The sequence below is a fragment of the Paractinoplanes maris genome, from assembly GCF_023544465.1.
GTDB lineage: Bacteria > Actinomycetota > Actinomycetes > Mycobacteriales > Micromonosporaceae > Actinoplanes > Actinoplanes maris.
The window spans coordinates 264,558-277,366 of record NZ_JALPVL010000006.1 but is presented as its reverse complement, the minus strand read 5'-3'; the positions used below and the strand labels follow the sequence as shown (position 1 = coordinate 277,366).

10 protein-coding genes and 2 tRNA genes are annotated in these 12,809 nt (G+C 67.9%); 6 read left to right on the top strand and 6 right to left on the bottom strand.

The window, feature by feature from the left end:
- Positions 1–429 precede the first annotated feature (429 nt).
- Positions 430–759 carry a hypothetical protein gene (locus tag NAG42_RS19185; RefSeq protein ID WP_250031736.1) on the top strand — a complete coding sequence of 110 codons (330 nt, stop codon included), beginning with the start codon at positions 430–432 and terminating at the stop codon, positions 757–759.
- Between the two features lie 8 nt (positions 760–767).
- On the opposite strand, the gene NAG42_RS19180 is transcribed toward NAG42_RS19185, so the two are convergent.
- A complete protein-coding gene (locus NAG42_RS19180; RefSeq protein ID WP_250032129.1) occupies positions 768–1,487 on the bottom strand; it encodes an IucA/IucC family C-terminal-domain containing protein in 720 nt (239 codons plus the stop codon).
- 376 nt (positions 1,488–1,863) lie between these two features.
- Here NAG42_RS19180 and NAG42_RS19175 point away from each other — a divergent pair, with 376 nt between their 5' ends.
- A complete protein-coding gene (locus NAG42_RS19175; protein ID WP_250031735.1) occupies positions 1,864–3,393 on the top strand; it encodes a peptide deformylase in 1,530 nt (509 codons plus the stop codon).
- Here NAG42_RS19175 and NAG42_RS19170 read toward each other — a convergent pair.
- A complete protein-coding gene (locus NAG42_RS19170; protein ID WP_250031734.1) occupies positions 3,390–4,502 on the bottom strand; it encodes a globin domain-containing protein in 1,113 nt (370 codons plus the stop codon). The two genes, NAG42_RS19175 and NAG42_RS19170, sit on opposite strands and share 4 nt — an antisense overlap.
- Positions 4,503–4,645: 143 nt before the next feature.
- Between NAG42_RS19170 and NAG42_RS19165 the strand changes: the two genes are divergently transcribed.
- A complete protein-coding gene (locus tag NAG42_RS19165) occupies positions 4,646–5,413 on the top strand; it encodes a CPBP family intramembrane glutamic endopeptidase (RefSeq protein WP_250031733.1) in 768 nt (255 codons plus the stop codon).
- A 187-nt stretch (positions 5,414–5,600) separates the two neighbouring features.
- On the opposite strand, the gene NAG42_RS19160 is transcribed toward NAG42_RS19165, so the two are convergent.
- A complete protein-coding gene (locus NAG42_RS19160; RefSeq protein WP_250031732.1) occupies positions 5,601–6,251 on the bottom strand; it encodes a hypothetical protein in 651 nt (216 codons plus the stop codon).
- 1,378 nt (positions 6,252–7,629) lie between these two features.
- Between NAG42_RS19160 and NAG42_RS19155 the strand changes: the two genes are divergently transcribed.
- Positions 7,630–7,720: transfer RNA gene (locus NAG42_RS19155), tRNA-Ser, on the top strand.
- Between the two features lie 36 nt (positions 7,721–7,756).
- A tRNA-Arg gene (locus tag NAG42_RS19150) sits at positions 7,757–7,829 on the top strand.
- A 468-nt stretch (positions 7,830–8,297) separates the two neighbouring features.
- On the opposite strand, the gene NAG42_RS19145 is transcribed toward NAG42_RS19150, so the two are convergent.
- From NAG42_RS19145 to NAG42_RS19135, 3 genes are all read right to left on the bottom strand, one after another.
- On the bottom strand, positions 8,298–8,987 hold the full coding sequence (locus NAG42_RS19145; protein WP_250031731.1) for a DUF1707 SHOCT-like domain-containing protein: 690 nt from the start codon (positions 8,985–8,987) through the stop codon (positions 8,298–8,300).
- Between the two features lie 132 nt (positions 8,988–9,119).
- Positions 9,120–10,385: an MAB_1171c family putative transporter gene (locus NAG42_RS19140; RefSeq protein WP_250031730.1), complete on the bottom strand. Its 1,266-nt coding sequence runs from the start codon at positions 10,383–10,385 to the stop codon at positions 9,120–9,122.
- The gene (locus NAG42_RS19135; RefSeq protein WP_250031729.1) at positions 10,382–10,915 is read right to left on the bottom strand and encodes a hypothetical protein; all 534 of its coding nucleotides are present in this window, start codon (positions 10,913–10,915) and stop codon (positions 10,382–10,384) included. The genes NAG42_RS19140 and NAG42_RS19135 overlap by 4 nt, the downstream gene beginning before the upstream one ends.
- An 886-nt stretch (positions 10,916–11,801) precedes the next feature.
- Between NAG42_RS19135 and NAG42_RS19130 the strand changes: the two genes are divergently transcribed.
- Positions 11,802–12,251 (top strand): helix-turn-helix domain-containing protein, encoded by a 450-nt coding sequence (locus tag NAG42_RS19130; RefSeq protein ID WP_250031728.1) that lies wholly within the window; start codon positions 11,802–11,804, stop codon positions 12,249–12,251.
- The last annotated feature ends 558 nt before the right edge of the window (positions 12,252–12,809 follow it).

The following is a 12,809-nucleotide window of genomic DNA, read 5'->3' as shown; positions in this document are numbered from 1 at the left end:
CGCACGGGCCACCCTCGGAGGGCTCGCCCAGGCGGCGCTGGTGGCGGGTGCAGGAATCCACGTTTCACCGCCAACCCTGAAGCGGTGGCAAAAGCCAAGGCCGTCCACGACGGGACGTATGAGCCGTGAGCCGGTCGCTGCGGGCTGGCTCGCCGGGCGGCTGCGTACGGTCGTGGCCTATCAGGCACTGCCCGCACCGCCCAGCGCCTTCTATCTGGTCGGTCCCGACGGTATCCGTACGCGGGCTCGGATTTATCAGGATGCTGACAGCCCCGCCGCGTTCCGGATCGATGCCGTCGAGCATTCCCTGGCCGCCCTTCCGGACCTGCCCGTGGCGGCGATTCCTGAGGTGATCCCGAATATCGCATGCCGACGCCGGCTCGTGATCGGCTGGACGAGCGATTTCAGCCCTGGCTCGGAGATCCGGCCGTGCGGGACTTCGTCATGTGGCTCGGCGCCTGGGAAGGGATGGCGAGCCGGCTTGCCCGGGGCTGGCCACCGGACGGCTGGTATCCCGCCGAGTACTACCGCGAGGACCTTCAGGTTCGCGACGACCTGGAGGCCGTCGTCGGGACGCTGCCGGACGCCGTCCGGGACGAGGCCGTCGGGGCCCTGGCCGCGGTCGACGCGCGCATCGTCGGGCTGACCGACGATGATGCCGGGCGGGCCCTGGCCACCGCGACCGGAGCTCTAACGAGCGGCGAGTGGTGGTGGCGTCGCATCCCGCACCCGCTGCCGTGGCGGGATGCACCCGGCTGAACCGCGTTTCAGGACTTGATGCAGCAGCCCTGGCAGACCTTGGGCTGGGGGAGGGTGAAGGCCAGGCAGCAGGTCTTGCGCTGGACGTCGAGTTTGCCGGTGGGGCCGGGGACCAGCTCGATCAGGTCGTCGACGTCGAGGGCGCCCAGCAGCTGGGCGATCGTTGCGGCGGAGGGGCCGGGCAGGACGTCGGCCGAGCGCAGGACGCCGTAGGCCACTCCGGAGGACAGGGAGCCCAGCAGGGTGCGCTTGCCCAGGCGTACGCGGTCGTGGATGGCGTCGAGCAGCGGGGTCAGGTGGTCGTCGAGCAGGGAACGGCGCAGCTCGGCCAGCAGTGCGGCCTCGTCGGCGACGACGCGGACCTGGGAGTGGCCGGCCAGCGCGATCGGGTCGCCGGGCAGGACCGCGACCGGGATGTCGGCGCGCAGGCCCAGGGTGACCAGCGGGCGCGGATCGGTGAAGTGCACGAGGACGTCGTCGGCGGTGAGCAGCGGGACGCGGCGGGCCGAGGCCCAGCCGAGCACGGCCGGAAGCGCCAGCCAGTACGTGTAGGCCTTCCACGCCAGGGCGGCCGCGGCGTGGGGCTGGGCGTTCCAGCGGCGGCCGGCCGAGTCGAGGAGGGTGTCCAGGTGGTCGCCGGTCAGGGCGCGGGCGGGGAGCCAGCCGGCCTGGTCGTGGACGAGGAGGTCGGGGGCGACGCCGGGGAGCTCGGTGCTGGTGCCGAACATCGCTCGCAGGGTCGCCGTGACCGGGCCCAGCGGCTGGGGCGAGGTGACGGTGCGTGTCGCTGCGCGGTCGAGGGCAGTGGTCACTGGACGTATCCACCCTGCGGTGCCGTCGTGAGCTGGGTCACCGCATTCACCTCGCCGAATAGAACGGTTTCACGGTGGTCGAAACGCCGCCGTGACGACGACCCACCGTACACCTCTAAGGGTAGGCTAACCAAGCAGAACTTTCGGACGAATACCCTCCGCAAGGGTTACCTGACCCACAGCGCGAGCGTTGCCTGGTTCGTCAAGGTATCTGTCGTGTACTCGCTACTAGCACCAACCGGACACGAGCGGCGGCGACACTGAAATTCTCGTCGCGAAGGGGACATCGATGATGACCACCTCGCCCGTCGAGCGGGCCGCTGACCAATTCGTGACAGCGCTGGCGCACTGGCGGGTCGAACGCGGCATGAGCAAGAAGCAGCTCGCCGCGCGTATGGGATTCGATCCCTCGTACGTCAGTCATGTCGAGGGACGACGGCACAAGCCCACCGAGGACTTCGCGCGCCGCGCCGAGGCCGTCCTCGGTGCGGGCGGGGTGATCTGGCAGCGCTTCCAGGAGTACGACGAACTGCGGCATGCGCGCAGCACGGCCCTGCACCGCGATCCCCCCGTACCCGTGCAGTGGCTGCCGCCCGGCACCGGACTGATCGTGGAGCGTGAGGTCGCCGAGCTGCGGTATGCCGACGGTTCCTATCGCTGCCGGGTGAGCCGAGCTCTCTACAACGCCGGCTCCGAGCCCGTGACCCGCTACCTCGTGAAGATCGCCGTCGACCGCTACCCGAACGACCCGACCGGCTCCAACCTGCACCATCGTGAGCACCCGCTGAGCTTCGAGGAGATGACGTTCACCGCGTGCGCCGGCGAGGGTGACGCGGTCGAGCCGATGGACTGGCGGATCAAGCTCGACCGGGACGCGTCCAAGGAGGTCTGGCTGCTGTTCGCGAACGACGGCGGCCAGTTCGCGCTCTATCCGGGCGAGCGGACCACCATCGAGTACGAATACACGGTCGGCGTGGAGAAGTGGGGCCAGTGGTTCCAGCGCGCGGTCCGGCTGCCCACCCGCCGGCTCACCGTCCGGCTCGACTTCCCGGCCTCGTTCGACCCGCAGGTCTGGGGGGTCGAGACGTCGCTCGCGGCCGAGGTGCCGGTGCGCACCCCGATGGAGCGGCACGACGACGACGGCCGGGCGGTCTTCGAGTGGTCGACCGACACACCGCAGCTGAACGCGCGCTACCGGTTGGAGTGGCGGTTCCGGGGCATCGGGGCTCCGCCCTTCCCGTCGCTCGCGCCACCGGTGAACGGCAACGGCCAGCCCCGGGCGTCGGGCCAGATGCGCGGCATCGGGATCGTGCAGCGCGGTTCCGAGTTGCTGCGGCAGCGGGCCCGGCACTTCCAGCTGCCGCGGGAGGAAGCCGAGGCCCGCGAGGTCGTGGCGGCGCTGCACGCGGCGCTGACCCGGTTGGAGCAGGTGCACGACTTCACCAAGGGAGTGGGGTTGTCAGCGCCGCAGATCGGCCGGTCGGTCGCGGTCGCCGTGGTGCGCTCGGCCGACCCGGGGGCCCAGCCGCAGGTGCTCATCAACCCGCGAGTGGTCCGCGAGTCGGGGCGACGCGACGAGCAGTACGAGGGCTGTCTGTCGTTCTTCGACTACCGCGGGCTGGTGCAACGGCCGCTCAGCCTCGCGGTCGAGCACGCCCGGTACGACGGCACGCGGGTGATCACGACGTTCGAGCGCGCCTTGGCCCGGCTGGTGGCGCACGAGATCGACCACCTGGAGGGCCGGCTCTACGTCGACCGGATGAACGCCGAGTCCAGCCTCGTCCCGGACTACCGGCAGAGCGGGCGGCCCTGGCTGTACTAGAAGTCCGAGAAGCTGTCGTACTTCACGCGGATCGACGGCACCTGCAGCTCGGCCAGGGTCTTGAGGGTGTCCTTGACCATCGGGCCCGACCCCGAGACGAAGAAGTCGTGCTCACTCCACGGGCCGTACCGGGCGACCACGTCCGAGATGTTGCCCTGCTCACCCGGATAGGTGGGGTCGTCGCTGCACGCCGTGACCACCGACAGCCACGGGTACCGCGCGGCCAGCCGGTTCAGCTCGGCCAGGTCGTAGAGGTCCTCGCGGGTGCGGGCGCCGAAGAAGACGTGCACCCAGCGGGTGCGGTTGTATCGGGTGAGCTCCTCGAGCAGTGACTTGATCGGCGCCAGACCGGTGCCACCGGCGACGAAGACGGTGTCCCGGGTGGAGCGCCGGTCGAGGTTCATGGTGCCCATCGGCGAGGCCACCCGGACCATGTCGCCGACCTCCAGACGGCGTACGAGGGCACTGGATACCCAGCCGGCGCCGACCGACCGCACGTGGAACTCGAGGGTGTTGTCCCGCCGCGGCGCGTTCGCGATCGAATAGGTGCGCCACAGTCGCGGCTGTATTCGGGGGCACTCGATGCTGACGTACTGTCCGGCGCGGAAGTCCAGCGGCTGCATCGGCTGCACCGTGAACACCGCGATGTCGCTGGCCCGCCGTTCGTGCCCGACCACCTCGGCATACCAGTAGGGCGGATTGGTGTCGGCCTCCGCGCCCTTCAGCATCACCGAGGCGATCTTCGCGTAGGCGTCCGCCCAGGCCTGGTCGTACTCGACACTCCACTGCTCGCCGGCGTAGGTCCGCATCGCCTCGATCAAGGCGCCCCCCACGACCTCGTAGTGTTCTGGTTCCACGTGGAACTTGCGGTGGTCCCGGCCGAGCGCGCGCAGCCACTCCTCGAACTTCTCCGGGTCCTCGAGAGTCTGCACGGCCGTCACGATCGCGTTGAGCAGCCGCGCGCGCTGCACGTCCATGTGCACCGGGAAGAGGTCTCGCAGATCCGGGTGGGACAGGAACATGCGGGCGTAGAAATAGCCGGCCACCTTGTCCTGATGCTCCTCGACGAGGCTCCAGCTCTCCTTGAGCATGCGTCCGAGGTCTCCCATGTCTTCAGGGTGCTCAGCAGAGTCGGATAGGCGACGCACGGGCCGTGCGACTCATCTCAATTCATCCCGTGACGCTTGCCCCGATAAGTCCGTTTAGATTCACGGCTGCAGCCTCAACCGGGTGACCGCCTTAGAGTTGGCGCGTGACTTTAGAGCGCCAGCAGGCCACCCGGCCGATCCTCACCGCCGAGATCGTCATCGTGCTGCTGTTGTCGCTCGGGCAGAGTGCGATCTATTCGGTGGTCTCGATCATCGCCAAGCTGACGGCCGACCAGCCGCTGTCGCAGCAGGCGGCGGTCCTCAACGCGTCCCGCTCGCCGCGGCCCTACCTCGACCTCACCTACCAGCTGCTGGGCATCGCTTTCGATCTGATGCCGGTCGTGCTGGTGCTCTATCTGCTGCTGCGTGATCGCATCTCGCCGCGGCGCGAGCTCGGCCTGTCGGCCGATCGCCCCGGCTTCGACTGGGGCTGGGGTGCGTTGCTGGCCGCGGGCATCGGGATTCCCGGGCTGCTTCTGGTGTACGTGGCCAAGCTGCTCGGCATCAACGCGGACATCGTGCCGGCCGCCCTGCAGCCGGTCTGGTGGGCGGTGCCGGTGCTCATCCTGGCCGCGGTCAAGAACGCCGTGCTCGAAGAAGTGATCGTCGTCGGCTACCTGATGACCCGCCTGCGCCAGTGGGGGATGTCGACCGTCGCGATCATCGCCTGCTCGGCGCTGCTACGCGGGTCCTACCACCTCTACCAGGGCTTCGGTGCCTTCGTCGGCAATGCGGTGATGGGCGTGGTGTTCGCGCTGTTCTTCCTGCGCTACAAGCGGGTGATGCCCTTGATCGTGGCGCACACGCTGCTCGACGTGGTCGCCTTCGTCGGCTACACCGCGCTGCCCGACTCCTGGCTCAACTGGGTCTAGTTCTCGCGCGTCCCTTGCCAGCCCTCCGAGCTATGTGCCTCGCTCCGACCGCGTGCCTCGCTCGGCAGACGTCCCGAACACGCCTGAATTGCTCGCGTCAACACCGACAGCGCTTCCGCGAACCTCGTCGGTGCCATGACGAACGGGTCCGCGATGCCGGTCCCGGGTCCGGGACCGGCCGACGGATTCAACTGTTCCGGTAATAGGTCGTGGCGCGGGCCGCGGTGCCCTGAGCCGCGGTGGCACTGGTGAGAACGGCCGCCAGCAGACTCGCGCCGGGATAGGCGCGGTTGAGAGACCGAAGTGCCGTCCAGGCCACGACCTGAGGCGCGATCATGCGGCCCAGCCGCCAGAGAGCATCGCCGCTGCCGTCGGCCGGAAGGTCACCGCGCACGGCAGCCAGAGCCGCCTCCGCCTCGGCCGCCGTCTCATGCACCCGGGTGATCACCAGCAGGTCGATCGCGCGCCGCGGGTCCGTCGGGTCGATCCCATGGGCCGCCGCAAGGTGCAGGATCAGCTCGGCATCGGTCAGCGCCCGGGTGGCCACAAGGGCCAGAGCGGCGTACGACCCGGCGACCGCCCCGAAGACGCTGGCAACAGCACCGAAACGCCCGAACTGCCGGGCCGCCAGCCGGCCGAGTGCCTGCGGAGTAGCCGTGGGATAGGCGGCGCTGGTGGCGGCGGCCCATTCCCGAGCGCGCGGCCCGATCGTCTCGACGGCCGCCAGAGCGAGCAACTCGGGGGCATGCGCCGGGTCCGAGATGAGCTTGGCCCACCGGTCCGGAATGAGCCCATCGGCCCCCGGAACAGCGGTGTCGACGTTCCCCGACGTTCCCACGGCTACTTCAGCCCCTTCTGCCGCTTCGGTCGGCTGGGCTGCTTCGGCTGGGTTGGCCGCTTCGCTTGGCTTGGCTACTTGGGCTGGTTCAGCGGGTTCGGCCGCCGTGCTTATCGCGGGGCCCATGCTCGCCGGGGATGTCGCACTGGTCGAGGGCGTCGCGGTAGCCGTCTCCGCACTCGACTCCTTGTTCCTCTCCAGGGCGGTGGGCGAGGACGACTCGACTGGCGGCCTCGACCCTTGATCAGTCTTCCGGCTGCTCGGGGCAGGCGTCGCTACCGCCGGAGCGACGCTTTCCGCCTGAACGCCCTGTGTCGGAGGTGTGGCCCGGCTTGCCGCGGGAGCCTGAACTCTCGAATCCGCCTGATCCTCAGGGCTGGCCGAGCTCGCTGTGGCTGCTTTCTTCGCCGGACTCGCCGGACTCGCCGGACTGGCCGGGCGACCCGGCGTGGTCCGGCCCGCAGGGGTTGCCGGGCCCGCTGGGCTGGGCATCGTTGCCGGGCTCGTCGGGCCAGCCGGCGTGGCTTGACGCGCTGGGGTGGCTTGGCGCGCGGAGCTGGGCATCGTTTCCGGGCTCGCCGAGGCAGCCGGCGGGGCCTGGTCCGCCTGGCTGGTCGGCGTGTTGGTGCTTGGTGGGGTGGCGCGGGTCGGGCGCGGGGCTTTCCTTGCCGGGCGCGCTCGGCTCGTCGGTGTCGCTTGAGCTGCCGGTGCCACGTCCTCGGCCGGGGTGGGCTGGTCTGGCCGGCCGGTCGGCTGGGGCTCGGGGCTGGCCTTTTTGGCTGGGGCGGTCTTCTTGGCCGGTGGTGCTGCCTTTGCCGGCGCTGTCGTCGCCTCGGCTGCCTTTGCCGGCGGTGTGGTCGCCTCGGCTGCCTTTGCCGGCGGTGTGGTCGCGTCGGCTGCGGTGGACTTCTGGGCTCGCTGCTTGCGCGGTGGGGTTTTGCGGGGAGGGACGGCCGCGGCGGGCTCGGCGGGCGTAGGGCCGGCCGGGTCTGTGGGGCGCCTCACGCCCGTACGGCGGGAAGGGCGAGCCTCGGTCGAAGCCCCACCCTCCTCCGGGTGACCTTCCGCACTGGGAGGCTGGAAGGTGACCGGCGGCGCGGGTTTCGGGGGCCGGCGCGGCGTACTTCCCTCGGGTGACCCGCCCGGCGGCGTCTCACCGGGCGCATTGAACGGAGCGCGCGGTGCACGGGCGCGCGAATCCTTGCGGGGCTCGGTGGGCGGGATCTCCTCCATGCCGCAGCAGCCTAGCCGCAGTCACGACATTTCACCTGTTGGAGACGCCTGCGACCCGCCCGCCGGGCGCAGGATGGCAACCCCTTTGTGTCGTGCCGAGCCGGTCCGGTATCCTCAACTGTCGGCGGCCTTCACGGGCTGCCGGGGAGACTTCGCCTAGTCCGGTCTATGGCGCCGCACTGCTAATGCGGTTGGGGTTTTATAGCCCCTCCCGGGTTCGAATCCCGGAGTCTCCGCGTGCAGAGCCGGTGTGTATGCTGGCAAAGCACCGGGCGCCCGTAGCTCAATGGATAGAGCATCTGACTACGGATCAGAAGGTTAGGGGTTCGAGTCCCTTCGGGCGCACAGCATTGTCCAGGCCGTCACCAGCGGAAACGCCGGTGGCGGCCTTTTGCGGCCCCATATTCGGTGGCAGGCTTCCCGGCTTAGGGGACCGTGGTGCTCCGATGGCGCTCCGCCGTTTCTCTGGGCCGGGGCTGTCCAGTGCTTTCAGGTTCACCATCGTCATTCGCGGACGACTCGACCGTCGCGAAGAGTAGAGCGACGCGGCCCTCGCAGGGGGACAGTGACGCTCGACCGGTCGCTGGGCTGGTCCGGCGCCGCTACCCATGACCCGGACGATGCCGGCGACCTTCAGCTCCTGCACCAAGACGTCCTGAACCACGGTGTGACTGCGGAACACTCGAACCTATGGCTCGACGGTGATCTCCTGCGGCGCTTTGGTCAAGTCTCCGCGTGCGGGCGCCGTGGGTGCGCAGATGCCGACGCGGATCACGCTGGATGATCTCGCCGTGATGGCGGCGGCGACGAAAACTAGTCGGAACTCTTGGCAGAGCCCGGTGAGGGCGGACGGTGCGGCAGTTGTTTAGCCGATGGTGGGGCGCCGCGCCACCGGTCCAACATCCGGCGCCAGGCGGAACCTGACTCTCCCGGAGCGAGGCTGCGAATGCGCAGGTCTCCGAACACCGTCATACCGTGCACGTGGACCGTGGGCGTCTGCGGGCTGCGTGGCACTGCAGCCAGCTCAAGCCGGCGGTCACCAAAGATCGTGAACCCCGTCAGCTCCGCCTCGATGCCCTCCGGGACGATGACCTCGACGTTACCGAAGAGGGTCCGTCCCTCGATCCAGACCTCGGATTCACTGCAGACGCTGTCTCTCAGGTCGAACTGGATGTCACCGAAGATGGTGATCGCGCGATTGCGCCTGTGAAGCCGCCAACGGCCTCGTGCTCGGACGTTGCCAAAAAGGCTGAACGCCGGCGGCGAAGCGGTGGCCCCGACAATCGGCGATTCCTTGGGGAGTCCTTGCAACGCCTGCCGCATCTCCGTGCGGGTTTCGGCGGCCAAGGCGACATCGACCCGGTCCGTGAACTCCGCCAACGTCAACCGGCCCGCGCCGGCGGCATGTTGCAGCGTGTCCACAGTGCTCTGTCGCTCGTCATCAGTAGGCACGCCATCATCGTGGGGAAAGGACTCACGCTCGGGAACCGGCGAAATCTCCACCCGGACAGCATAGCGACTATGGCCAAGGTTCACCGGCCGCGGCGGGTCGGACACATCGAAGATCGTCGCGGCCGGGACCCGCCCTCCACTCACACCTCAGGCCGGACGTCGATCGGCACGGCGCTGGGATGCTCACCTGGCCGGCACAGCGCCATCGGCTTCTTGGTCTTCCTCATCGTTGACGGCCATCAATGCCGGCCCTCCCAGCCGGGGCCTGGCTGCTGTTGCCGTCCTGACGATCTGCGATGTGGAAAACGCCTTGGTGAGCGGGAGGAGGAGGTCGATTTCTGAGTCGAGGTCGTGACCTCCTGAGCGCGGCGGATTTTCGGTGATGTCCTGTCGATGAGGGGAAAGCCCGTTCTGTTTGTCGCGGATCGCTGCTGTCAGCTGGGCAGCCATGACGGTCGCGTCGAGTTCGGACCCGGTCTGGCCGGCTGCATGCCCGAGGTGCCTGGCAAGGGCGCCCACCTCGCGATCGAAGTGGGCGCGTAGCGCGAGGATTCCGTCGCGGATCTCAATGACCCGGCGGTAAACGCGGAAGTCGGACCCCCAGGGATTCCAACCATCAAGCCTCGTCGTGCCCGGCCTTTCCAGGGCCACGTGGGGCACGGTTTCGTAAATGGCTGACCACAGCGGCTCGAGGCGTCGATACCACAACAGGCGGTCCCAGCGAGGGCCGAGGGTTGGTAGTACAACCCCGGCTGTGCTGAGGATGCCGGCGAGACCGGCGCAAATCAGGCCGGCGTCTCGCAGTACGGGTATGTCACTCCCCACTCGCACACTGATGAAGTAGCCAGCCACTGATGCGGCGTGCAGGAAGAAAAGAACGTAGGCGCTGAACAGCGTCCAGAGCCCCCGCCGTAGCCAGCGTCGATCGACGAGACGAACGAGGAGTACTGAGCTGACGGCAGCATTAGCCCATATGAAACCCGTGACGGCGGTGTAAATCAGATAAGCGTCTCGGACGTACGGAGTGACAGCCCACAACGACTCGGGCTCCTCCTCGTTGCGGATGATCTCCTCAGCAGTGATGCTGCCCTGGGATTCGACGGTCAGCGCGATGATGACGGCGATGGCGATCACGTAGAAGACCAGGCCGGCGCGTATTTTGCCGGCGGCCCGGGACAAGGGGTACGTCCACAGCAAGAACATTGACCAGACCGCGGCGCCGGCCGCTGTGACCGGGACGAGGATCCACACCGCGACTATTCCGCTCGAGGTCTCCAGTGGGGTTGCGACAGCTGGGATTCCGGCGATCGCCCCCGTCGTTGTCAGCGCCAGCACCACGCACACGGACCTGAGGAACGGATTGTGTGGATCTCGCCGCAGGCTGTCGACCCGGAGGGCAAGGGAGGCCATGCAGCCGACGGCCATGGGCAGGAAGATGGCAGCTCTCACTGTGGCCATCGCTCGGTGGAGGGCTCGACGGTAAGGTGAATTCGGTGCCGCGCTCCGGCGCCGCTGGCCGGAGCTTCCCATTCGGACAGCGGTTTCCACCGATTCACCGCCTCCAAGATCATGGTTGCAATCGTCTCGGCTATGAGCTCCTGCTCGTCGGAATATGCGGTTCGGCCGAGGACGCGGCTGACCATTTGCCCATCGAGATCCGGTAGCAACAGTCGCGCTATGTCAGAGGTCAGCAGGCCGGTACCTCCGTGATCATCGAGAAGATGGCCGAGTTCGTGGACGATGATGTGTTCCTGGTGAAGGGTCACGGTGTTCTGCTCGTAGAGGATGTAGTCGCGTCCGCTGGTCGCGATCCATACGCCTGTCGGGCCGTGCAGCGGCATAACCGTTGGCACCAGGTCGATGGGTCGCCCGCGGCTCGCCGCGATGCGGCGGCAGAGCTCCTGCAAGTCGAACGGTTCCGGAATGTCCAGCCTGCTGATGGTTTTCCGGCAGCGGCGGCGTACTTCCTTCAGGCGCATGGCTCCTACAACTCCTCGTCGTGGACCGTCGTCTCGGCCGGGCGGGCGACACAGAGCCTGGTGTCGTGTTCTCTGCGAAGGCCGCCGGCGCGCATGCCGCCGGGTTAAGAGCGCAGGCCGGGACCCGGAAGGGGATCGACGGCCGTGCGAGGTGGGTGGAGCGAGCAGGTCAACAGGCCCCAGAACCGCTTGAGCAACTGTGGCGTCCGGTCGGGAAACGGCTCAGTTACTCGTGGCGTCGCCGGATGGCCTCTGGCAGGCGCTATCGCACCGGGGTGCTTGTCAGCGTTGCCCTTGGTCGCTGCTCCGACGGTGACGCGTGGTCGATCACAGCCGGCCACTGCGGCCTGAGTGAGGTGCGACCCGAGGCGTCCACCACCCGGTCGACTCCGAGATTCCGCCCCGGCGAGCGACGGCTCCGCAAGCGGTGCTCCGTGGCTGGTCCCGCCGCCATCGGCTTGAACCAGCGGCGGACACCGGACATGTGCCGTTGTGCGAGCTGAGGATGAGGTGGCCAGGAGGTCACTCCCGGCCACTGGATTATGCTTCGCTTGCCCACGTCGACCCCCGTTCTTACGTGGACTGCATCGCCATCTACATCGGTCACTGAGGATACCCGTCCCGACCTCGGTCCGTGATCCGCAGATGACGCGGAGGCAGTTCGCTCCCGTCGGGTAAGCGACTCAGGGCGTATCTCGTTGTGGCGCACCGCGGTGTCACCTGCCCAGCCCCCTGGCTGCGAGATCGAGTTGGGCTTTCCTTCCCGAGCGCCGACACGTGATGCCTGCCGCCGATGCCGATTGTCACCAACAATTGATCCTCGGGATGAGGCGCCACCAGCATGGCCGCAGTGATACTGACTTCCAGAGAGAGGGGAACCGATCCGATGGCGCGCACGTTGGCGGAGAAGCTGCGGTACCTGCTGGAGACGGTCAAATCGGAACGTGGCGACAGCTTCACCAACGCCGAGGTGGCGGCCGGGACTGGTCTGTCACCGTCGTACATCGGGTATCTGATCAGGGGAGAACGGGACAATCCGACCCTGCAGAACGCTGAGGCACTCGCGAAGTTCTTCGGCGTGCCGGTCGTCTACTTCACCGCCGATGACGACGCTGCCGAGCGCATCGACCAGCAGCTGGAACGCTTGCGCAGCATGCTGAAGCTGAAGCGCGCCATGCAGCGCGCTGACGTGGAGCAACTGGCCACCCGGATGCTCAACCTGAGCAGCAACGGAGTTGAAGCGATCGCGCACCTGGTTGAGCTGCTGATCGACAAGGAACGCGACACCACTCGAGACGCGATCACCGACGAGGTTGGCCGGAACCCTCGACGCTGAGCAGTTGACCTTGGGATGAGACCAGGTAGGCAGCCGCTCATCGAGCGTTGCCCCTCGCTGTCAGCGATGCGACAGCCTGGTGCCGATCAAGCGCTCCACGATGTCGATGCCGTCGGGCAGATCTCTGCGTCGGGCCAGGCCACGGCTACCGCGCCGTCGTCGCAGAAGCCGTTGCCGGGCTGACCGAAGATGCCCCGGGTCCGGCGGCGGCGGTCAACATTTCGCGAGCCCCTGTTGCTATCGGTACCTGTAAATCTATACTCCGGCAGGACGTCACTGTAGTGAAGTCTGGGTGATCGACCAACACAGTAGTGCCGCATCCCGGCGGATCGTCTGCCGGACGCGGGTGTCCACCGGAGTCGGAGCCCCCTGGCTCTGGTGGATCACCTCGGGGGAGGTGAGCTTGAGGAAAGCCGAACATTGGGCTGTAGAAAGGTCCGTAGCCGGCATCGCCAGGAGCTGGATCCGGCATCTGCCGCGGTACCTGAAGCCCTACATCATTGCGTCACAGATCAGCGTCAACGCCGCCGCTTCGTCGTGGCCGGAGCACCACCGGGC

Excerpts from the sequence above, each read along its gene's own strand:
- NAG42_RS19180 (WP_250032129.1), bottom strand. The coding sequence starts at position 1,487 with ATGTTCGGCACCAGCACCGAGCTCCCCGGCGTCGCCCCCGACCTCCTC.
- NAG42_RS19135 (WP_250031729.1), bottom strand. The coding sequence starts at position 10,915 with ATGCGCCTGAAGGAAGTACGCCGCCGCTGCCGGAAAACCATCAGCAGG.
- NAG42_RS19130 (WP_250031728.1), top strand. The coding sequence starts at position 11,802 with ATGGCGCGCACGTTGGCGGAGAAGCTGCGGTACCTGCTGGAGACGGTC.
- NAG42_RS19170 (WP_250031734.1), bottom strand. The coding sequence starts at position 4,502 with ATGGGAGACCTCGGACGCATGCTCAAGGAGAGCTGGAGCCTCGTCGAG.
- NAG42_RS19175 (WP_250031735.1), top strand. The coding sequence starts at position 1,864 with ATGACCACCTCGCCCGTCGAGCGGGCCGCTGACCAATTCGTGACAGCG.